This is a genomic window from Marinobacter sp. 3-2, assembly GCF_003751355.1.
Lineage (GTDB): Bacteria > Pseudomonadota > Gammaproteobacteria > Pseudomonadales > Oleiphilaceae > Marinobacter > Marinobacter adhaerens.
This window is the reverse complement of the sequence record NZ_RJUQ01000011.1, coordinates 448,448-469,513: the sequence shown is the minus strand read 5'-3', so window position 1 is coordinate 469,513 and position 21,066 is coordinate 448,448. Positions and strand designations below refer to the sequence as shown.

17 protein-coding genes are annotated in these 21,066 nt (G+C 52.2%); 14 read left to right on the top strand and 3 right to left on the bottom strand.

Annotated features, from left to right (window positions below; genetic code table 11):
- Positions 1-95: 95 nt before the first annotated feature.
- Together EDB94_RS03945 and pilB are read right to left on the bottom strand one after the other, a co-directional pair.
- On the bottom strand, positions 96-1,316 hold the full coding sequence (locus tag EDB94_RS03945) for a type II secretion system F family protein (RefSeq protein WP_108017516.1): 1,221 nt from the start codon (positions 1,314-1,316) through the stop codon (positions 96-98).
- 2 nt (positions 1,317-1,318) lie between these two features.
- Complete coding sequence (pilB, locus tag EDB94_RS03940; protein WP_108017515.1) at positions 1,319-3,034, bottom strand: type IV-A pilus assembly ATPase PilB; 1,716 nt, start codon at positions 3,032-3,034, stop codon at positions 1,319-1,321.
- 394 nt (positions 3,035-3,428) lie between these two features.
- Between pilB and EDB94_RS03935 the strand changes: the two genes are divergently transcribed.
- The 3 genes from EDB94_RS03935 (at position 3,429) to EDB94_RS03925 (ending at position 6,126) form a co-directional block, all read left to right on the top strand.
- Positions 3,429-3,929, top strand: a complete 501-nt coding sequence (locus EDB94_RS03935) for a pilin (protein ID WP_311316503.1) — start codon at positions 3,429-3,431, stop codon at positions 3,927-3,929.
- A 148-nt stretch (positions 3,930-4,077) separates the two neighbouring features.
- Positions 4,078-5,589: an O-antigen ligase gene (locus EDB94_RS03930; protein ID WP_108017514.1), complete on the top strand. Its 1,512-nt coding sequence runs from the start codon at positions 4,078-4,080 to the stop codon at positions 5,587-5,589.
- A 93-nt stretch (positions 5,590-5,682) separates the two neighbouring features.
- Positions 5,683-6,126, top strand: a complete 444-nt coding sequence (locus EDB94_RS03925) for a pilin (protein WP_108017513.1) — start codon at positions 5,683-5,685, stop codon at positions 6,124-6,126.
- A gap of 3 nt (positions 6,127-6,129) precedes the next feature.
- Here the strand turns inward: EDB94_RS03925 and EDB94_RS03920 are convergent, their stop codons facing one another.
- Complete coding sequence (locus EDB94_RS03920) at positions 6,130-7,491, bottom strand: MBL fold metallo-hydrolase (RefSeq protein ID WP_108017512.1); 1,362 nt, start codon at positions 7,489-7,491, stop codon at positions 6,130-6,132.
- Positions 7,492-7,581: 90 nt separating this feature from the next.
- On the opposite strand from EDB94_RS03920, the gene cysQ reads away from it, so the two are divergent.
- The 11 genes from cysQ to EDB94_RS03865 all read left to right on the top strand — a co-directional run bounded on the left by cysQ (position 7,582) and on the right by EDB94_RS03865 (position 21,046).
- A complete protein-coding gene (gene cysQ / locus EDB94_RS03915) occupies positions 7,582-8,358 on the top strand; it encodes a 3'(2'),5'-bisphosphate nucleotidase CysQ (protein ID WP_108017511.1) in 777 nt (258 codons plus the stop codon).
- Complete coding sequence (gene rfaH / locus EDB94_RS03910; protein WP_108017510.1) at positions 8,355-8,834, top strand: transcription/translation regulatory transformer protein RfaH; 480 nt, start codon at positions 8,355-8,357, stop codon at positions 8,832-8,834. Before cysQ ends, rfaH begins: the two co-directional genes overlap by 4 nt.
- 86 nt (positions 8,835-8,920) lie before the next feature.
- Positions 8,921-9,679: a Wzz/FepE/Etk N-terminal domain-containing protein gene (locus EDB94_RS03905; protein ID WP_108017509.1), complete on the top strand. Its 759-nt coding sequence runs from the start codon at positions 8,921-8,923 to the stop codon at positions 9,677-9,679.
- Positions 9,680-9,899: 220 nt separating this feature from the next.
- Positions 9,900-11,381, top strand: a complete 1,482-nt coding sequence (locus EDB94_RS03900) for a capsule assembly Wzi family protein (protein WP_108017508.1) — start codon at positions 9,900-9,902, stop codon at positions 11,379-11,381.
- A gap of 33 nt (positions 11,382-11,414) precedes the next feature.
- The gene (locus tag EDB94_RS03895) at positions 11,415-14,114 is read left to right on the top strand and encodes an SLBB domain-containing protein (RefSeq protein ID WP_108017507.1); all 2,700 of its coding nucleotides are present in this window, start codon (positions 11,415-11,417) and stop codon (positions 14,112-14,114) included.
- Positions 14,114-15,079, top strand: coding sequence for a Wzz/FepE/Etk N-terminal domain-containing protein (locus tag EDB94_RS03890; RefSeq protein ID WP_108017506.1), 966 nt, complete (start codon positions 14,114-14,116; stop codon positions 15,077-15,079). Before EDB94_RS03895 ends, EDB94_RS03890 begins: the two co-directional genes overlap by 1 nt.
- An 84-nt stretch (positions 15,080-15,163) precedes the next feature.
- Positions 15,164-16,441, top strand: coding sequence for a Vi polysaccharide biosynthesis UDP-N-acetylglucosamine C-6 dehydrogenase TviB (tviB, locus tag EDB94_RS03885; RefSeq protein ID WP_108017505.1), 1,278 nt, complete (start codon positions 15,164-15,166; stop codon positions 16,439-16,441).
- Positions 16,442-16,487: 46 nt separating this feature from the next.
- Positions 16,488-17,438, top strand: coding sequence for a Gfo/Idh/MocA family protein (locus EDB94_RS03880; RefSeq protein ID WP_260312506.1), 951 nt, complete (start codon positions 16,488-16,490; stop codon positions 17,436-17,438).
- Between the two features lie 68 nt (positions 17,439-17,506).
- Positions 17,507-18,082 (top strand): UDP-2-acetamido-3-amino-2,3-dideoxy-D-glucuronate N-acetyltransferase, encoded by a 576-nt coding sequence (gene wbpD, locus EDB94_RS03875; protein WP_108017504.1) that lies wholly within the window; start codon positions 17,507-17,509, stop codon positions 18,080-18,082.
- Between the two features lie 40 nt (positions 18,083-18,122).
- The gene (locus EDB94_RS03870) at positions 18,123-19,202 is read left to right on the top strand and encodes a DegT/DnrJ/EryC1/StrS aminotransferase family protein (protein WP_108017503.1); all 1,080 of its coding nucleotides are present in this window, start codon (positions 18,123-18,125) and stop codon (positions 19,200-19,202) included.
- On the top strand, positions 19,199-21,046 hold the full coding sequence (locus EDB94_RS03865; RefSeq protein WP_108017502.1) for an acyltransferase family protein: 1,848 nt from the start codon (positions 19,199-19,201) through the stop codon (positions 21,044-21,046). The genes EDB94_RS03870 and EDB94_RS03865 overlap by 4 nt, the downstream gene beginning before the upstream one ends.
- Positions 21,047-21,066: the final 20 nt, after the last annotated feature.

Genomic DNA, 21,066 nt, shown 5'->3' with positions numbered 1-21,066 from the left:
AATTATCCGATAATCAGGCGGGGGGGAACTTGGGGTCAGGAGGGCTTTTCCTTCTGACCCCACTCAAGGTCTAGCGGGGCTTCGGGTCGGTGAGTTTAACCAACCACCTGACCCATCTGGAAGATCGGCAGATACATGGCGATGATCAAGCCACCAACCAGAACACCCAGAACCGCCATGATCATTGGCTCCATCAGGGCAGTCAGGTTATCGACCATGTCGTCGACCACTGCCTCATAATGTTCCGCAACTTTTCCGAGCATCTCGTCCAGGTTACCTGATTCCTCACCAATGGCTGTCAGCTGAACGGCCATTACAGGGAAGATGTCCTGTTGGCGCATGGAGGCTTGCAGTTGGGTGCCGCTCGATACATCGTTTTTGATGCGATCGATAGCATCCCGGTAGACTGCGTTACCGGTTGCCCCGGCAACCGAATCGAGCGCATCCACGAGTGGGACACCGGCTGCAAAGGTTGTCGACAGAACCCGTCCAAACTTGGCTACGGCCGACTTATCGAGAATTTCGCCCACAACTGGAAGTTTGAGAACGTATTTATCAACAAAATCCGAGAATTTCTGGGACCGACGCTTGGCTTCTTTGAACAGAAAGATTGTGCCCACGATTCCGAGCAAAACGACGAACCACCAGCTTTGCATCCATTCCGACAAGTTCACGACCATCTGAGTGAAAACCGGCAGTTCCGCGCCAAACCCTCTGAAAAGGCTTTCAAACTGAGGGACCACCTTCACCAGAAGAATAGCCGTCACAATAATTGCCACAACCACAACGGCAATGGGGTAAGTCATTGCCTTTTTAACTTTCTTCTTGAGCAGCTCGGTTTTTTCAAGATATGTTGCAATTCGATCTAACATGGCCTCAAGTGCACCGGCTTTTTCACCGGAGTCCACCAAGTTGCAGTAAAGGTCATCAAAATGTTTGGGATGCTTCCGCAATGCCCCGGCAAAACTTGTGCCGGAGGAGATGTCATTTCTAATAGCCATCACCAGCTCTTGCAGCCCCTTGTTCTCAAGGCCATCAGCAACAATGTCAAAACTCTGTACTAGAGGCACACCAGCCTTCATCATCGTCGCAAGCTGGCGCGTGAGCATGGCAATATCAAAAGGCGTTATCCTCTTGCTGCCACCGAACAGCGGTTTCGGTTTTTTCTTCACCTTGTCCGGAATAATACCCTGCTTGCGCAACTGGGCTTTTACGAGCGCAAGGTTGGAACCAGTGAGCTCACCCTTGGACTTGTTACCCTTCCGGTCTTTTCCTTCCCAAACGTACGATTCCAGCTTCTGTGCTTTCTCTGCCATGCTTAATCCTTCGTCACGCGGTTGGCTTCCTCAAGGCTTGTTACGCCCTCGATCACTTTCATAAGTGCCGATTGGCGCAAGTTACGGAAGCCCTCGGCCTGAGCCTGTTTTGCAATTTTGATGGAGCTGGCTTCTTCCATAATCATGCTCGCCAGCTCGTCGGTGATCTTGACCACCTCGTATATACCAACGCGGCCTTTATATCCTCCATTGCATTTATCACAGCCCTTGGGACGGTACAACGTGAAGCCTGTATCAATTTGTTCCTGTGTGAACCCCTCCTCTATCAGCACCTCTTTTGGGACATCAAAGGGTTGTTTGCAGGCGCTACATAACCTGCGGCCAAGACGCTGGGCAATGATCAGGCTTACCGACGTAGCGATGTTGAACGAGGGAACTCCCATGTTCATCATCCGCGTTAGGGTTTCTGCCGCGCTATTGGTGTGCAGGGTAGAGAGAACCAGGTGCCCAGTTTGCGCTGCCTTGATCGCAATATTCGCCGTTTCCAGATCCCGAATTTCACCGACCATGATTACATCCGGATCCTGGCGCAGAAACGCCCGCAGAGCCTCCGCAAAGCCCAGCCCCACACGGTTGTTAACGTTTACCTGATTAATGCCTTCCAGGTTAATTTCCGCCGGGTCTTCCGCGGTGGAAATGTTGATGTCCGGGGTGTTCAGAATATTCAGGCCGGTATAAAGAGAAACCGTCTTACCGGAGCCGGTCGGGCCGGTCACCAGAATCATGCCCTGTGGCTGTTTCAGGGCGTCCATATACATCTCTTTCTGGTCCGCCTCATAACCGAGTACATCAATGCCCAGCTTTGCCTGGCTGGGATCAAGAATCCGCAGAACGATCTTTTCTCCCCAGAGGGTGGGCAGAGTGTTTACCCGGAAATCTATGGCCTTGGTCTTGGATAGCTTCATCTTGATCCGGCCATCCTGGGGTACCCGCCGCTCGGAAATATCCAGTTGGGCCATGATTTTCACCCGCGCAGAAATCTTCGGGGCCAGCTTGATAGAAGGGCGAGAGACTTCTTTCAATATGCCGTCTGTGCGGTATCGAACCCGATAGACTTTTTCATAGGGCTCGAAGTGGACATCCGAGGCGCCGCCCCGAATGGCATCCAGCAACATCTTGTTCACATACTTGACGATTGGCGCATCATCGACCTCGCTGGCAACGACAGCACCATCGTCTTCCTGTTCGCCACCTTCGGTTTCAACACCTTCAAGGTCCGAGTCATCCAGGTCGCCCATGGTGGTGTCTTGGGATTCTAGATACTTGTCGATGGCCTCCCGAAGCTTTGCGTCATCCACCAATACCGCATCGGTGCTCAGGCCGGTGTTGAATTTGATTTCGTCCAGCGCCTGGATGTTCGTTGGATCAGAAACCGCAATAAACAGTCGATTTCCTCTTTTATAAAGAGGTAGGGCGTTATGCTTCCGCACCAGCTTCTCGTCAACCACCTTCTCCGGCATCATTTCCGGAAGAAACGCAGACAAATCCAGAACCGATACCCCGAATTCCATAGCGGCGGAAAACGCTAGTTTCGAGCTATCGGCCAGGCTGTTCTGGGTAAGGTAGGTAATCAGAGGAATCCGGCTCTGGGAAGCCTGAAGGAAAGCATCTTTTGCCGTCGCCTCATCCAGCAGCCCGTCATCCACGAAACGCCTCGCAAGGCCCGTAAGCGTGATATTGCTTTTATTAGTAGACATAAATTAAGTAAGAAACGCAGCCTAAGTTACTGAAACCGGAGTTTTGTCAATTCCAGTGAGTTTAGATCGCTGGCCGCGGTTTGGAAAGGATTGTGCGCATCGGGCGACCCCATGTTCAAAAAAACAGGCTCGCCTGACGCGCAGACCTGACAAAATTTGTCACCAACTGACGCCAGCGAGCATTCGGTCATATGATCGGATAGGTAATAGCACTTAGCCACCAAACCCATTAACTAGCTGTTTGTAGGCAATAAATTTTCATTATTTTGCGGTCGGGAAAACCTGGCACGGACGATGCATTTGCTTCACCAGGCTCAAATTGCCGGCCACGGGGTACGACTCCACCGGGCCCGGGCCGTAACGAGTTGATCAACGACAAATACAGAGGTCGAAAATGAAGAACATGCAAATCAATCACGCTCAGAAGGGCTTTACCCTGATCGAACTGATGATCGTTGTGGCGATCATTGGTATTCTTGCTGCGATTGCTATTCCGCAGTACCAAGACTACACTGCTCGCAGTCAGGTAACCCGCGCGGTGGCTGAAGTTAGTGCCCTGAAAACAGCGGCCGAATCCGCTTTGCTGCAGGGTCGTGAAATTGTGTCTGATGTTCCGGCCAACGTTGGCGTGGGCCAGGAAGATCTTGGATTTACTGAGTCAAATCTTCTTGCAGATATTGGCGATGGTAAAGCTCAGATCACTGTCACTGATGGTGATACTGCCACTCCCTCTATTACCGCTGATCTTGGTGGTGACGCTGGTGCGAACGTTGCTGGTGTGACTATCACTCTCTCTCGCAGTGCGGGTGGCATCTGGACTTGTGGTCTGAGCGGCGGTACCGATGCGCAAGGGTGGAAAGACAGCTATGCACCCACAGCTTGCCCGCATTCTTAAGTGGTAGGTCTATAGTGACTGTTGACTTGCACGAGCGAGCTGCAGTCTGATTCCGAAGAGGCCCGGGAACAAAAGCTCCCGGGCCTCTTTCGTTCTTAATCTATGAATGCAATCTTGGGTCGCTCTCGTGAGGCTTTAGCAAAGTGCTATGTCAAAAAACTTTCGCGTTCTGGCCGTTTCAGGGCAGACCATCATTTCAATTTGCACTGTTCTGGCGTTCTTCTTTGCGCTTTTCATAGATTTTACGTCCAGTCCTTTTGGTGGTTACGCTGATCAAAGGTTCGCTCTCGTCACTCTATGCGGTTCTCTGATCGTTGCGTTGACATCGATGCTCTTCTTCCAGCCTCCGACGAATCTAAAAAGTGCCATTCTGCACCTGGTTCCGTCCTCACTTCTTTGTTCCGCATTTCTCCTACTCGCAGCGCCGTTCCACTCCAAGCTATATGCCTGGGCGGAGCCTGGTATGTACATCTGCTTCTTTTTTTCAGCCATTCTCATAGGCGCATGGCTCTCATGGACGGATGCGAGCATCAAATTTGCCAAATTTCTCTCGGCTGCCGCAGCGGTGTTCTGTGTTACTTATGGTTTGGCTTCGGTTAACGTTTATCTGTTTGCAATAAGTGATGGAGTTACAAATTTAGTCGATTATCTCCCCTGGGGGTTCGTCAACATCCGCTATTGGAACCACATTGCGACATGGTGTCTGCCGCTACTGCCCCTAGCTGCACTGATAGAGCCTTTAAACAGGCATCGACTTTGGCAGATGTTACTTCTAATCGGTGCCGCGATTTGGTGGTGGATGCTTTTCCTTAGTGCGGGAAGGGGGTCATTTCTTGCAATCGTATTTGGCGTTATAGTCGTTGTTGTAGTAATGGGAAGGAAGTCGTTTCCCTGGGTAAATATTTTGCTAGCACATTTTTTGGTTGGCGTTTTGCTTTGGCTGTTATTGTCGGTTGCCCTACCGTCATTGATGGCTGGCGGTGTAAATGTTTCAAGTGTCAAAACTGATGCCTCTGGTCGCCTGCCACTGTTTATCGAAGCCTGGAGGATGAGTATTCAGAATTTCCCTCTTGGCATGGGGCCGCAGTCTTGGCTAACCCACGAGATTTTGACCGATGGGTACTTGAACAGTAAGAAATTCGGTCACCCCCACAACATGTACCTCATGTGGGCAGCAGAATATGGGTGGCTGTTGATTGCATGCCTTGGGCTTGTGGTTGCCCAGGCTATGAGGCATTTCTTCAAGGCAAGATTGAGGCTCGCGTCGGCACGGGATAGTGAGCGGCTTTTAATGCTCACTGCGATTACAGCATCCGTCTCATCCGCACTATTTCACGCGGGAGGCTCTGCGGTGTTCATGGCGCCGGCTTCAATGCTTGTTGGATTGTTTGTGCTCGCTGCCTTCTGGGGTTTGGTTATTCCCGGACGAGATGACGGTATCTATCTGATTCATCGCTCGTCTCGTCGTCATATTCGCGGATTCATAGCCCTGACTCTCGCCCTTGGTCTTTCAACAACCTGGTTGTTATGGATGAAAGACATCTGGAGTTATTACGAAGCAATGCGAATTGACGAAGAGCATTACTTTGAGACTGTAGGTGAAGGCATATTGCCCCGATTCTGGTTCCACGGGAATTTCCCGAGGCAAAGCGCGCAGTAGCGGCTGAGTTTTCTCAGTGGCCGATTTCCGGTGTTGGCCGGCCTTTTGCATTAATTAAGACAATCATGTAACTGGAATCCGGAATGCAACGTCATGAATAGGCAGCAGCAGGGCTTTACCCTCATTGAGCTAATGATCGTAGTGGCGATTATTGGAATTCTTGCAGCAATCTCAATACCGATCTATCAGTCCAATACCCTGAAAACACAAATAAACAGAGTCATAGGTGAGCTTGGTAGTTATAAGTCTGCGTTTGAAATCCAAGTCACCAACGGCCGGCCGGTCACCAATACAGAGCTCGGCTACGTTCCCTCCGACCTGACTACCGGGGATGTTGCGGCCAATATCGGAGTGGCAAATCCTGACGGTTCAGGTCACATAGAAGTGACCATGGGGGGCAATTCGGACCCGACCCTGGATGGATTGGTAATTCGGTTCCAGAGAAGTGTGAATGGAAACTGGCGCTGCGAAATTGATCGAAGCGCGGTGAGCGAGTGGAAGGATGCATATCGGCCCCAAGGATGTGCCGTACTTTGAGGTTTAAATATCAACCTCCTCGAACAGCTCAGGCACTTCAACATCCCAACCAAACCTCTCCCGAATCCGTTTCCGCATAACGTCACTCGCAACCATCTCCCCGTGAGTGACGTACACTTTGTCTGGCTTGAGTGAGCCTTGCTCCAGCCAGGCAAGAATCTCGTTGTAATCACCATGCGCGGAGAGCGAGTCGAGGTTGTGAATCTCGGCCTTCACCGGCCAATACTCTCCATGAATTTTCACCGATTCCGCGCCATTCACCAATGCATCTCCACGAGTGCCCGGGGCCTGGAAACCAGCGAAAACAATGCTGTTCCGGGGATTGGGTAGCAGTGTCTTCAGGTGGTGCAGTACCCGCCCACCACTGGCCATCCCACTGGCAGAAATGATCACGCAGGGGTAGCGCACCGCGTCCAGTTCGATAGACTCTTCCACCTTTCGAACAAACGTGGTTTTCTCATCAATCAGTTCACACTGTGCGGCGTTAAGCTTGTGCTCCTTGTGGTGCTTGCAGAAGATCTCCGTAGCCTTGATGGCCATCGGGCTGTTCAGGAAAACTGGCAGCTTAGGGATTTTCCCGTCTCCCATAATCTTGTGAATCACATAAAGCAGCATCTGCGCCCGTCCAACGGCGAATGCCGGTAAAAGCACGATGCCGCCGCGCCCGGCCGTTCTCGTGATAATTTCGGCCAGTTCCGCTTCCGGATCCGTCTCACCATGGGCACGATCACCATAGGTCGATTCACATACCAGCACATCAACTTTCTGCAGCGGCTCCGGTGGTCGCATGATGATGTCGTTCTGCCGCCCCACGTCCCCGCTGAACACAACCGTTCTGTCTGCCCCCTGGTGGTGAACATGCACGCAGGATGAGCCCAGAATATGCCCGGCCGGGGTAAAGGTAACCTGGAACCCTTTTGCTGGCTCGAACGTCTCATGGTAGTGCAGAGACTCGAAATGTTTGAGGGCTTCCCAGGCGTCTTTCTCGGTAAATAGCGGCTCGGGCTTTTCGTGTTTAGAGAATTTCTTGCGAAAAGCGTATTTCGCATCCTCTTCCTGCAAAAAGCCGGCATCCGGTAGCAGAACCTTGCACAGTTCATGGGTGGCCTTGGTGCAGTAGACCTTGCCTTTAAAGCCGTTTTTCACCAGAGCTGGCAAATATCCGGAATGGTCAATATGGGCATGGGTAAGCACTACCGCATCAATGGTGGACGGATCCACCGGAAACTTCGCCCAATTGCGTCGGCGCAGGGTTTTCACGCCCTGGTACATACCGCAGTCCACCAGCACTCGGTGCTTATCGTCCGAGAGCAGGTAACGGGAGCCGGTAACTGTGCCTGTGCCGCCAAGGAAGCGAAGTTTCATAGAGGCGTCCTTCTGGTTCTTTGTTAAGGGAGTGTTACTATTACCCATATTAGTTCATAACGTTTTGATCTGAAGCAGGAAGCGAATCACATGCATTACAGCTCTATTCTCCCGGATGTCATCAAGGTAGCAGACCAGGCTAGTGAGAAAGTGCTGCACATTTATCAGTCAGACTTCAAGGTGAGCTACAAAGCCGACGATTCGCCCATCACCGCTGCAGACACCGCGGCCCATGACATCATCACCCAGGGCCTGCGCAGAATAAGCCGGGACATTCCCATCCTTTCCGAAGAAGGCAAGGACATCCCCTGGGAAGAACGCAAGCACTGGCGTCGTTTCTGGCTGGTGGACCCCATCGACGGCACCAGGGATTTCACCCAGCGCACTGGGGAATTCACCGTCAACATAGCAATGATTGAGGATGGCGAGCCTGTGATGGGCGTTGTTATTGCCCCTGCTTTAAAGGAAGCGTATTGGGGTGTGGTCGGTGAGGGCGCACACATGCGCGATAGAACCGGCAAAGTTCACAGAATTAGCGTGGCAGAGCCCAAGAATATTAAGCGGGTCGTAGCCAGCAAGAACCACCTCAACCCGGAAACTAGAGCCTTTATCGATAAGCTTGGTGAGCACGAGCTCGTGCAGGCTGGCAGCTCGTTAAAGTTTTGCCGTATTGCCGAGGGGCACGCTGATATATACCCGCGCATGGGGCCAACGTGCGAGTGGGACACAGGCGCGGCGCAGGCGGTGCTGGTAGCGGCTGGTGGGAAAGTTCAAGCGGTCGATGGCAAGCCCTTGAAATATGGTAAACAAGATGTGTTAAATCCGTATTTCATTGCGGCGGGCAGCTGGTACATTCCTAAGCCATGACATGGTACGCACTCCAATATAAGCCTGCGCAGGGTGATCGAGCTCTGCAGCATCTCCAAAATCAGGATATCGCCTGTTTCTACCCGAAAATTGCGGTGGAGAAAATCAAGGGTGGCAAGCGCACAAAGAGACTCGAGCCACTATTTCCGGGCTACCTGTTCGTCAATCTGGAGCAAACTGATCCCATGTGGGCAAAACTCCGATCAACCCGCGGAGTACTTAGGATTGTGGGATTCGCAAACAAGCCTGCGCCCATCAGTGGTGACGTGATACAGCACATAAAGGATAGTTTGAACTCAGTAGCGGAGCAGGGTGGTATCAAGCCTGGCCAGGCTGTGCAGCTTAGTGAAGGCCCATTTGAGGGCATCAACGCGATATTCCAGGCATACGACGGTGAGGCACGTGCGGTAGTGTTAATCAACTTTATGCAGAAGCAACAGAGGGTGAAGGTTCCGGTCTCGGCTCTAAAAAACTAGTGATACGACCGTGGAGCTGGCTCGCAGCGCCGGTCCAAAGAAGCGTAACTGGTGTGTGGCCCTAATAATAGGAAAGATGAATTGGTATGGAAGAACGACAGCGCTCAGTTCAGAACTCCCCTGATGACGAGATCAGCCTTGTAGACCTGGCTTCCACGTTTCTGAAGCGCCGCCGAATCTTCTACGTTGTGTTTCTGGTTACACTTATGGCGGGCATTGTTTATGCCCTGTTGACACCCGAGAAGTACGACTATGTCAGCTTGTTTAAGTTGGCCGAGAAGGATGCGGGGGGGTTCATCGAAAAGCCGGCTACCGTGATCGCCACGCTTGAAAATCGTTGGCTTCCTGAAATCGAGGCTACCCACGTTTCAGAACAGGATGAGCCGCTTCCTTTCGATGTAGTCTTTTCGAATCCCGAGAATACAGGGCTTGTCCGAATTGTCTCTGAAGCGGCGCCAGTCAGTTCTGAGATGGTTGAGAAAATTCACAACCAACTCATCGAGAAGCTGGAGCAGACCCAATCTCTTGCGGTATCTACCCTTAAAAGTAACCTGGAACGGCAAATCGAATCTTTGACCTCAACCATCGACAGGTTGGAGGGGGCTCAGGACGTGGGGGCAGCCATAGCCGACGCAGTGAATAAACGCCTATCCCTTGAGGTGCTTCTCCATTCAATCCAGCCTGCAGAACTTTTGGTGCTCAATCGCCAACTGGCAGAACGAAAAGGGCCTGCACGGAGCCTGATTGTGGCATTGGCTGCCATGCTGGGTTTGATGGGTGGCATCTTTCTCTCGTTTTTTGCCGAGTTTGTAAGCTTGGTTAGAGCCAACCTGAACGAAATGTAAGCGATAACTTTGAGTTTCCAAACCTTTAACAAATCTTTACCCCCATAACCTCCTGATAACCAATGTGTCAGACTTTTTGTCACTTGCTTGTCATGGACATTGCCGTAGAATCGTCACGCTTCTGAAACAGTTCATTCATCTACCGACAAGGATACAGTTGGGAGTCAGTTGTCCCCTTCCTTTTGCCTGTTTCCTGTCGTTTTTCAGATAATCCAATTCTATGACCTTAAAACACTGGGCCCTGGTCGGTGGGGCGGTAGCGTGTCTGACAAGTGTTTCCCTCCCCGCGGCCCCCTGGCTTGAGCCTGGCGATTCGCGGGCGCGATTTGCGGCCCAAAAACTGGCTGACCGTGGCCATATGGATCGCACCATCAGCACCTGGCCAATGATGTGGAGTGTGGTCCAAGGTGGCCTTGAGAATAGCGTCAGTTCTGATCAAGCTTCGGTAGGCGCCGCTGCCGCCTACCTGCGCTTCGAAAAAGAACAGCAGGCTCAGCACGGTTTCCGAGGCGAGTACAGCCTCTATGGCAGCAGTGAGATACCCGGAGTTCGCGGTTTTGATGAGAATCCACTTGCGAAAGCTGGCACGGCGATCAACCTTCAGTGGCAAGGTGAAGTCTGGGCCCTGGGTCTTAAGCCCTCATACGCCCATGAAAGCGATGACGATGAAGAGCTTCGCCTTGATGGCAGCTACCTGGCTGCCGCTGCAGGTAACTGGGTGATGGGCGTTGGGGCCATTGACCGATGGTGGGGGCCTGGCTGGCAATCCAGCCTCATTCTCTCCAACAATGCCCGCCCCATGCCGGCACTCTGGCTTAATCGGAACAATACCCACGCTTTTGAATCCCCGTGGTTGAGTTGGATCGGCCCCTGGCAGTTCACAGCGCTAGCCGGCCAGTATGAAAGTGATCGTGCGGTGCCCGATGCCAAACTAATTGGCATGCGACTCACGTTCCGCCCGATCGAGGGCCTGGATATTGGTCTCTCACGGGCCATCATGTTCGGTGGGGAAGGACGGCCTGAGGGCGCCTCGACGATTTGGAACGCGCTGATCGGACGTGATAACGGCCAGCTCGAAGAAGATGACCCGGGCAACCAGCTTGCCAGCATTGATGCGCGCTACGGATTTGCAATTGGTCAGCAATCCATGGGCCTATATGCTCAGATGATGGGCGAAGACGAAGCGGGCGCCTTTCCAGCCCGTAAGTCCTGGCTTTTGGGCGCGGACTGGACGACGCAGTTATTCAAAGCTGACCAGCAGTGGTTTGTTGAGTACACAAACACCCTGGCGGACGACTTCCTGGGCGATGCCATGCCCAACATCACCTACGACCACTCCCGCTACCGCTCTGGCTATCGCTATTACGGCCGCAGTATGGGGGCAAGTTTTGATGGTGACGCAGAAGCGGTAACCCTGGGTGCATTCAACTTTTTCGATAGTGGTGCCAACCTTTCTGCCAAAGTGACGTTCGCCCGGCTAAACAAGGATGGCGTAAGCCGCGCAGTTGTGACTGATAGCGACATTTTCTATGCCGTGCCCGAGAGTGACCAGGATGTTGCCATTCTTGATCTTGGATACGGCAATCGTTTTTTGAATGGCTGGCTTGACCTGAGCCTCCAGGCTACTGACAAGAAAATCCAGTACCTGGGCGGCGAAAAAGACCAATGGTCTTTGGGCGCCACCTGGACCTACCGATTCTAAATTTTACCGAACCAAACCGCCGGATTTATAACTGTGAAGCTTAAAAATTTATTGCTGCCGCTGGCTCTGCTTCTGCCAATGGCGGCCACCGCCCAATCCATTAGCCCGTCTCAGATTGAGCAGTTCAAAAACCTGCCAAGGGCCCAGCAAGAAGCCCTGGCTCGGCAGTACGGCATAGACCTGGATAATATTCAGGGTCGCCGCCAGAGCCAGCAACGCCCTGAAAATATTGATGTTGTCGAGACTGAACAAAATGATGCGAGTGACAACCAACGGCGGATGCAACAAGAGCAGGAACAGCAGCAGAAAGAGGAAGAGTTGGCCCGAAAAAATGGGGGGCTTCAACCCTTCGGGTACGATCTCTTTGCAGGTAGCCCGACTACCTTCGCTCCGGTAACGGAAATTCCCGTTCCCAACGATTACACCCTCGGCCCCGGAGACGTGCTTCGCATCCAGCTGTGGGGCAAGGAAAACCAACAGCTTGAGCTGCCGGTCAGTCGTGATGGCTCAATTAGCTTTCCCAACTCCGGGCCTCTTAGCGTTGCAGGCCTGAGCTTTGATGAAGCGCGCCAACAGATCCGTAAACGGGTCTCTGAACAATACATCGGCGTGGAAGCCAGTGTTTCCCTTGGCGAACTGCGTAGTATGCGCGTGTTTGTCCTGGGCGAGGCCCGCAATCCTGGTTCCTACACGGTAAGCTCGCTTTCCACCATCACCAATGCATTGTATGTATCAGGCGGTGTAAAACAGTCCGGATCCCTGCGCACTGTGCAGCATAAGCGCAACGGCGAACTCATCGGCACCCTGGATCTGTATGACCTGCTTCTCAATGGCGATAGCTCCGGCGACCACCGCCTCCAGCCAGGGGATGTTGTTTTCATTCCGCCAGTCGGCGAGCGCGCGGGTATTGATGGCGAAGTCTACCGGCCCGCCCTCTACGAGTTGGAAGACGAGACCAGCCTGAAAGAGCTAGTGCGCCTGGCCGGGGGGCTTACGCCTCAAGCCTATCCGGAGCGGGTGAAAATTGAGCGCACCAATGAAGACTTCCTGAGAATTATCGCCGAAGCGGATTACACGGAGCAGAAGGGCCAGAGTGCTCGGGTGCTGCCAGGGGATCGCATCACCATTGCTTCCATTGCCGACATCACCGGCCAGTATATCGAAGTTCGTGGGGCCGCCACGCGACCGGGGCGCTACGCCTTCGTGCCCGGCATGAGGGTGTCATCTGTCCTCAAAAATCTCCGAAACGACCTTTTGCCTGCGGCAGATCGCGACGTAGCGCTTCTCGTAAGAAAGTCCACGGATGATCACCTGAGCACCTTGGTGATTGACCTGCGAGATGCCCTTCGCAGCCCCGGTAGTGAAGCCGATCTGATCCTTGAGGAACGGGACCAATTACTCGTGTTCTCTGATCTGGAGAAAACAGAACTCGATGAAAGGGCCCTTAGATACGCCGAATACCAGGATCTTCAGGAGCGCCTGGAGAAAGGCGAGCGAATTTCGAAGCCGTCCGACCAACAGTTGGCCAATCTGCGTCCCCAACAGCGGGAGGAGCTCCAGCAGAACTATGAAGAGCGCCGTTGGCTTGCCATGCTGGAGCGAGAGCAACTAACTGAAAGTGAGCAGGACGAGCTGCGGCAGCTGCAGGATGCAAAGCGGGAGAAGCTACTGCCAGGTTTGGTGAAGCAGCTTCGCATACAGGCAACGCCCCTCGAGCCTGCCTCGTTTGTCACCATATCCGGCGAAGTTCGCTATCCGGGAGAATATCCTATCCCTGAAAACGGCGGGCTTGCCGATGCAATTGCCCTCGCCGGAGGCCTGAAAGACTCAGCTTCGCTCCTTTCGGCGGAACTGGCCAGATCGGAGCTTGCAGAAGAGGGCGACCGCAGAGTGATCACCCGCCAGATTGCATTGGCCGATGTAATGGCAGGGGAAACGCGGCAAGCACTTCAAAGCCGCGATTCTATCCTGATTCAGCCTACTCCAGATTTTGACAAACAATACCGAATCACCCTTTCTGGTGAGGTACGCTATCCGGGAGAGTACACCTTTGGTGAAGGGGAGACTCTGAGGGACGTCATTCTCCGCGCGGGCGGCTTGACTGAGAACGCATTCCCGAGAGGAGCCGTGTTCACCCGCCAGAAGCTTCGCCGGTTGGAAGCCCAGCGCCTGCAAGAGGCCGAAGAACGCTTGCAGGGTGACCTCCTCGGTGTCCAGCTCCAGGGCGATACCTTCGGCGGGCAGAACGCCCAGCGGATACAGCAGGTTCAGGGCTTGTTGGAAGACGTACAGAACAGCCGTCCTGTAGGCCGTATGGTGATCGACCTTGCTGCGGTTATGCAGGATGAGGGGTATCAAAGCATTCGCCTACAGGATGGCGACTCTTTGAGCGTTCCCAATATACCCCAGTCGGTTTCTGTGTTTGGGGAAGTGCAGTTCCCGACCAGTCATTTGCATCAGGCCGGTTTGACTGTGGATGATTATCTGGAACGCTCAGGTGGCCCTACCCGCCAGGCGGATGACAGCAGAGTCTACGTTGTGAAAGCAGACGGTTCCGTAATGCTGCCCGAGAAAAGCCGTTGGTTTGGTGGCCGCAGCCAGCAACTGGAACCGGGAGACACGATCATCATGCCGATCGATGTGGACCGCTTGAATCAGCTGGAACTGTGGACCAACGTAAGTCAGATCGTTTATCAGATGGCTCTTGGTGCAGCAGCGGTAGGAAACCTGTAATGACTAAATACGAACCTCATACGTATGAGCCGTCAAAGGAATCAGCCAATTACCCGGATGACGAAATAGATCTTCGTGAGCTGTTCCTGACGTTGTGGCGGGGCAAATGGATAATTCTGGTCACTACAATCATCTTCTCTGCTATCGGTGTGTTCTACGCTATAAGTCAGCCCAACATTTATCAGGCCAGTGTGCTTCTCGCGCCCACCCAGGATGAAGGTGTTGCAAGCGGAATCGGTGGCCAACTTGGTGGTTTAGCGAGCTTGGCGGGTATAAACCTTGGTGGTGGAGGTGCCAATAAAACCGTCATGGCCAAGGAAGTCTTAAAGTCCCGCGCCTTCCTGACCGAATTTATCCATCGACACGATCTTATGATCCCTCTTATGGGTACGAAGGCATGGGACATTAAGGAAAACCAGTGGGTGATTGACCGTAAACTATACAACCCGACTGACGAACAATGGCTCACCAATGAAGAAGGAGAGACGCTCCTGCCCAGCGACTGGGACATGGTGAATAAGTTCAAAGACAGCCACCTGAGTATTTCTGAAAACAAAGAGAATGGCATGGTGACGTTGAGTGTAAAAAGCCAGTCTCCCCCAATTGCCAAGTCCTGGGCTGATATGTTGGTGAAAGACATCAACGAACATATGCGTCAGCAGGATGTAAGAGAATCAGAGGCTCGCATTGCCTATCTGGAAGAAAAACTCAGTGAAACCAATATTGCGGGAATGCAGCAAGTGTTCTACCAGCTTATTGAAAGCGAAACCCGCACAGTAATGCTCGCCAATGCGCGGGATGAATACATATTCAAAACTGTGGACCCCGCAGTAGTACCCCAGGAAAAGAGCGGCCCCAAACGCGCTTTGATCGCTATCGTTGCTGCCATGTTGGGTGGCATGCTGGGAATTTTTCTGGTGTTACTAATTGCGTTCATTCGAAACAGTAAAACGCCGGTCACATAAGAGATCTGTTCAAGTACCAGAGCGCCAGTGATGCAGCGTCTAAGCCCTCACATTTCAATTCACTAACTGAAATCGTTAATCAAGATGCAAAAAGATCAGCTCACCATCGCCGTTATAGGTCTGGGCTACGTAGGCCTTCCTTTAGCTGCTGAATTTGGAAAAAAGCGCAACGTAATTGGCTTTGATATTGACCAGAGCCGAATTAATGAACTTCAGGCCGGGCACGATTCCACTCTTGAAGTGGAGGACGAACTTCTCGTCGAGGCGAAGGGGCTTAGCTTTACCACGAACCTCGCAGATTTGGCGGCCGCGAATGTGTACATCGTTACGGTTCCGACTCCAATTACCGAGCACAAAACTCCGGACCTTACTCCATTGATCAAAGCCAGTGAAACCATTGGCAAGACACTAAAAAAGGGTGATGTCGTTGTTTACGAATCGACAGTATACCCAGGGGCTACAGAAGAGGATTGCGTGCCCGTTCTAGAGAAAGCGTCAGGTCTTCAATTCAACCAGGATTTTTATGTTGGTTACAGCCCTGAGCGAATCAACCCTGGCGACAAAGAGCATCGGGTTACCAACATAAAAAAAGTCACTTCGGGCTCTACACCTGAAATCGCCGAGCTGGTAGATAACCTTTACAACGAAATCATCACGGCAGGCACTCACAAAGCCAGCACCATTAAGGTGGCTGAAGCTGCCAAGGTTATCGAGAACACCCAGCGCGACCTGAACATTGCCCTCATCAATGAGCTGGCAGTTATATTCAATCGAATGGATATTGATACTGAAGCCGTACTGGAAGCGGCTGGTACGAAGTGGAATTTCCTTCCGTTTCGCCCCGGACTCGTCGGCGGGCATTGTATCGGAGTGGATCCTTACTACCTTACCCATAAAGCGCAGGCCATTGGCTACCATCCAGAAATCATCCTGGCTGGCCGTCGCCTGAATGACAGCATGGGAGAGTATGTGGTCTCTCAACTGGTCAAAGGGATGCTCAAAAAGCGTATCCACGTTGAAGGCGCGCGTGTGCTCGTTATGGGGCTGACCTTCAAGGAAAATTGCCCTGATTTACGTAACACCCGAGTTATCGACATTGTGCGCGAACTAAAGGAATACAACACTCAGGTAGACGTGTATGACCCCTGGGTGTCAAAAGAAGAGGCTGAGCACGAATACGGAATCGCGCCAGTAAGCGAGCTTGAGCACGGTGTTTACGATGCGATTATTATTGCCGTCGGCCACCAGCAGTTCGCAGCAATGGGCATAGGGAGCATCCGCAAATTAGGTAAACAAGATGACCACCTTGTTTACGACCTGAAGTATATGTTTCCTTCGAACCTGACCGATCTGCGTCTCTGACCATCCCTGGATAATTTACATACATCGTTATTGGAGTAATTAAAGAGTGAGTAAAAAGTTTGCACTTATCGGCGCTGCCGGTTATATCGCGCCTCGACACATGAAAGCCATCAAGGAAACCGGAAATGATCTGGTGGCGGCATTGGACAAGAATGACTCTGTTGGCATTATCGACAGCTTCTTCCCGGACGCGGATTTTTTCACCGAGTTCGAGCGATTTGACCGGCATATAGACAAGCTGAGAAGGGCAAACGGCGGCCGTGCAGTAGACTATGTTGGCATTTGTTCGCCGAACTACCTGCACGACTCCCACATGCGTTTCGCACTGCGCTCCGGCGCTGATGCCATTTGCGAAAAGCCCCTGGTTCTGAACCCATGGAATATTGATGGTCTCCAAGAAATCGAGCGGGACACGGGGCAGAAGGTAAACACCATACTTCAATTGCGTCTGCACCCTTCCATTATCGCGTTGCGGGAAAAAGTGCAGACAGAGCAGAAAGCGACAAAGCACGAAGTCGACCTCACCTATATCACCTCCCGTGGTCACTGGTACCTGCAGTCCTGGAAGGGCGACGAACACAAGTCCGGTGGCATTGCCACCAACATCGGTGTTCACTTCTACGATATGCTGCATTTTATCTTTGGCGAGCTGCAGGAGAACGTGGTCCATCACAGTGACGACACTATGGCTGCCGGCTATCTGGAATATGAGAAAGCCCGGGTTCGCTGGTTCCTGTCGGTGGACTACAAATATGTTCCGGAGAGCGCAAAGGCGGATGGCCAGCGCACCTACCGTTCGATAACAGTAGACGGCGAGGAAATCGAATTCTCTGGGGGCTTCACAGACCTCCACACCCGTAGCTACGAAGAAATTCTCAAAGGCAACGGGTTTGGTTTGGAAGAAAACCGCGTAGCAATCGAGACCGTTGCCACCATCAGAAATGCCACACTCGCAAGCCTGACCGGCGATTATCACCCCTTCCTCAAAAAAGTCTGATCGCCCACTCTCTTTTCCCCAGCGGAAGGGGGAGTGCTTCACCCGGCTTCACAATAAGAGGATAAGTTATGCCCGTAACCATCCACCCCAGCGCCATAGTTGACGAAGGCGCTCAAATTGGCGAAGGCTCCCGTGTATGGCACTTCGTCCACGTATGTGGTGGCGCCAGAGTTGGTCAAAATGTCTCCATGGGCCAGAATGTTTTCATTGGTAATAAGGTAACTATTGGCGACAACTGCAAAATCCAGAACAACGTTTCCGTGTACGACAATGTTCACCTTGAAGAGGGCGTATTCTGCGGCCCTAGCATGGTATTCACGAACGTCTACAACCCACGCTCCCTCATTGAGCGTAAGGACGAATATCGTGACACGCTGATTAAAAAAGGGGCTACCCTGGGGGCCAACTGCACCATAGTATGCGGTGTAACCGTTGGCGAATATGCGTTCGTTGGTGCTGGAGCGGTTATTAATAAGGATGTCCCGGCATACGCGTTGATGGTTGGTGTACCTGCCAGACAGATCGGTTGGATGAGCGAATTCGGCGAACAACTGGATCTGCCCGTGCAAGGGGAGGGGGAAACTACATGCCCTCACACCGGCAGCCGATACGTGCTTAAAGACAACCAATTGGTCAAATCCTGAGAGTGCTCTCAGATAGTTCAAGTAAAAAGGTACCTGCCAAATGCAATTCGTAGACCTGGCCGCGCAACAAGCCCGAATTAAAGACCAGATAGATCAGAACATCCAGAAAGTGCTTGCCCATGGTAAATATATCCTAGGCCCTGAGGTGGCTGAACTGGAGGAGAAGCTCGCTGCTTATTGCGGAGCCAAGCACTGTATCTCGGTGGCAAATGGGACAGATGCGCTGCAAATTGCCCAGATGGCTCTTGGCGTGGGGCACGGCGATGAGGTGATTGTGCCGGGCTTCAGTTACATCGCAACAGCAGAGACACCTGCTGTGTTGGGCGCCCAACCCGTCTACGTGGACATTGACCCAAGAACCTATAACCTGAACCCCGAAAAACTGGAAGCGGCCATTACCGCGAGCACCAAAGCGATTATTCCGGTATCGCTCTACGGCCAGTGCGCCGACTTCGACGCTATCAATGCGATTGCGGAAAAGCACGGAATTCCCGTGATCGAAGATGGTGCGCAGAGCTTCGGCGCCAGTTACAAAGACCGCAAATCCTGTAATCTGACGACGATTGGGTGCACCAGCTTCTTCCCGAGTAAACCGCTGGGTTGTTACGGCGATGGTGGCGCTATCTTCACCAACGACGACGAACTGGCAACCATCCTTCGCCAAATTGCCCGCCATGGCCAGGACAGGCGTTACCACCATTTACGCGTCGGCGTAAACAGCCGCCTGGACACACTCCAGGCAGCTATTCTTTTGCCAAAATTAGCCCTGCTGGAAGAAGAAATTGGGTTACGCAACAAGGCTGCTGGAAATTACACGCGGCTAATGAATGAGGCCGGTATCAATACCACGCCTGTCCTGGAGCAGCACAACGTATCTGCATGGGCACAGTACACCATCCGCGTGGATGATCGAGATATGGTTCAGTCAAAACTTAAGGAAGCTGGTATTCCTACCGCCGTGCATTATCCCATTCCGCTGAACAAACAACCTGCGGTCGCGGATGAAAGGGCGAATCTACCGGAAGGAGATATGGCAGCGGAGAAGGTGATGAGCCTGCCAATGCATCCTTACATTACTGAGGAAGAGCAAACTAGGGTTGTGGAGTCGTTGAAAGCTTGAGCGCATCGGGTTTCCGCAACGACATACAGGGACTGAGGGCCATCGCGGTACTCGCCGTGATGGTCTTTCACTATAATCCGGCCTGGCTTCCCGGTGGTTTTGTCGGTGTGGATGTGTTTCTGGTGATCTCAGGCTTCCTTATCACCAGCATTCTGATCAACAAAAAATCCAAGCCAGACTATACCCTGTCTGCGACGCTCAAATACTTCTACGTAAGCAGATTCACGCGCATTGCGCCTGCTTACTTTGCAATGTTGATCATGGCGGCCGTGATTGCGGCAATTCTATTCCTACCAAAGGATTTTGCCATCTTCAAAGATGGGCTGGAAAAAGCCGCCTGGTTCACCAGCAATCATTACTTCGCCGAGTTTGGTGACTACTTTGCTCCGGCAAATCATGAACAGCCGCTGCTGCATACTTGGTCATTGGCCGTCGAAATGCAGTTCTACCTGCTTGCTCCCTTATTGGTCTTATTGTTACCAGTTAGGGCTCTTAAAGTCGTCTTCGTTTCACTCTTGGCCGGTCTGACCCTTCTGGCCGAGTACCGTCTACGAGTTCAAGGTATAGAGCAAGCGACATACTACAGTCTATACGCACGCCTTCCAGAGTTCTTTGCCGGCGGCCTTGCTGCATTGTTTTTCAAACCTGTGTCGGAAAGTGGGCCCCGTTGGGGCACAATTCTCGGCATCGCATTGATTGCATTCGCGGCTGTCGCACAACCAGAGCTGGGCGCTTTCCCAGGATTAGCGGCATTTATACCGGTTGTTGGTAGCATGGTGTTACTGGCCCAACCTGCAGGAGGCCTCTTAGGCCTATTCCTGTGCAGCCGGACATTGGTGTGGATCGGTGCCCTCTCATATTCGCTTTATCTGTGGCATTGGCCTGTTTTGGCGTTTTTGCGGTACTACAGCGGAGCGGAGGTGTTGGATCCAGCCCTTACCTTAGTATTCGCCGTGGCAACACTAAGCCTCTCCATTTTGTCCTATTACGGTGTAGAGCGAGTGTTCAGGCATAAACAGACTGGCAGAAGGCAGTCTATTCGCTGGGGGCTGCTGGCATCAGCTGTGCTTGCTACGTCACAGGCCATGGGAGCAGTGAACGAAACTTTTTCACCAGAACGATTACCGATCGAATACCGGCGCTATGCAGATCCAGAAACTATCTGTCACGGTAAAATCGTAGGCAATTGTCTTCAGGGAGACCTGAGTAGTGATAGAGAAGTACTCGTACTGGGTGACTCCCACGCCGCGATGCTGAACCACTTTTTTGATTACCTTGGCAAAGAGGTTGGTTTCAAAGCACGAATAATTACCGCCAGCGGATGTGTTACGATCCCCAAATTTGACTATCAGCGTATTCCTGAATGGGTGCAGCAGTCATGTATAAGTCAAATCGCCGCCGTCTCCCCCCTAGTCGGAAAAGCTCGGTCAATCTTCATTGCCGCTTTATGGAGCAGGCACACCGAAAGCGAAGCCTTTAACGCTGCATTTGCTGAATTTTTACGACAGCACGATGCCAAAGAGATATTTATACTGTCACAAGTTCCCCAGTTCACCCATGATGTAAATCGGATACAAAGATTCTCGGCAATTGGTTTGCCAACGAAATGGGAAAAGGCTCAAAATTATAGCGTTGCGAACGACTCACTCGCTGAGCTTGCCGAAAACTATCAGAATGTAGAGTTTCTGAAACTGGACACGTTACCGGTATTCTCTGAAGCACCTTTCCTCAACGGCAGAATTATATACAGTGATGATCACCATCTGAACGAGGTGGGTGCTGAAGCTTACGCAAACTCAGCATTATTAGATATCGACTTGCCTTGGTTCCGTTCCAATCCGTAGTGCGACGTAAAGATAGATCT

Excerpts from the sequence above, each read along its gene's own strand:
- EDB94_RS03900 (WP_108017508.1), top strand. The coding sequence starts at position 9,900 with ATGACCTTAAAACACTGGGCCCTGGTCGGTGGGGCGGTAGCGTGTCTG.
- EDB94_RS03920 (WP_108017512.1), bottom strand. The coding sequence starts at position 7,491 with ATGAAACTTCGCTTCCTTGGCGGCACAGGCACAGTTACCGGCTCCCGT.
- wbpD (WP_108017504.1), top strand. The coding sequence starts at position 17,507 with ATGCCCGTAACCATCCACCCCAGCGCCATAGTTGACGAAGGCGCTCAA.
- EDB94_RS03935 (WP_311316503.1), top strand. The coding sequence starts at position 3,429 with ATGAAGAACATGCAAATCAATCACGCTCAGAAGGGCTTTACCCTGATC.
- rfaH (WP_108017510.1), top strand. The coding sequence starts at position 8,355 with ATGACATGGTACGCACTCCAATATAAGCCTGCGCAGGGTGATCGAGCT.
- EDB94_RS03930 (WP_108017514.1), top strand. The coding sequence starts at position 4,078 with ATGTCAAAAAACTTTCGCGTTCTGGCCGTTTCAGGGCAGACCATCATT.
- pilB (WP_108017515.1), bottom strand. The coding sequence starts at position 3,034 with ATGTCTACTAATAAAAGCAATATCACGCTTACGGGCCTTGCGAGGCGT.
- EDB94_RS03945 (WP_108017516.1), bottom strand. The coding sequence starts at position 1,316 with ATGGCAGAGAAAGCACAGAAGCTGGAATCGTACGTTTGGGAAGGAAAA.
- EDB94_RS03905 (WP_108017509.1), top strand. The coding sequence starts at position 8,921 with ATGGAAGAACGACAGCGCTCAGTTCAGAACTCCCCTGATGACGAGATC.
- EDB94_RS03870 (WP_108017503.1), top strand. The coding sequence starts at position 18,123 with ATGCAATTCGTAGACCTGGCCGCGCAACAAGCCCGAATTAAAGACCAG.
- EDB94_RS03925 (WP_108017513.1), top strand. The coding sequence starts at position 5,683 with ATGAATAGGCAGCAGCAGGGCTTTACCCTCATTGAGCTAATGATCGTA.
- cysQ (WP_108017511.1), top strand. The coding sequence starts at position 7,582 with ATGCATTACAGCTCTATTCTCCCGGATGTCATCAAGGTAGCAGACCAG.
- tviB (WP_108017505.1), top strand. The coding sequence starts at position 15,164 with ATGCAAAAAGATCAGCTCACCATCGCCGTTATAGGTCTGGGCTACGTA.
- EDB94_RS03890 (WP_108017506.1), top strand. The coding sequence starts at position 14,114 with ATGACTAAATACGAACCTCATACGTATGAGCCGTCAAAGGAATCAGCC.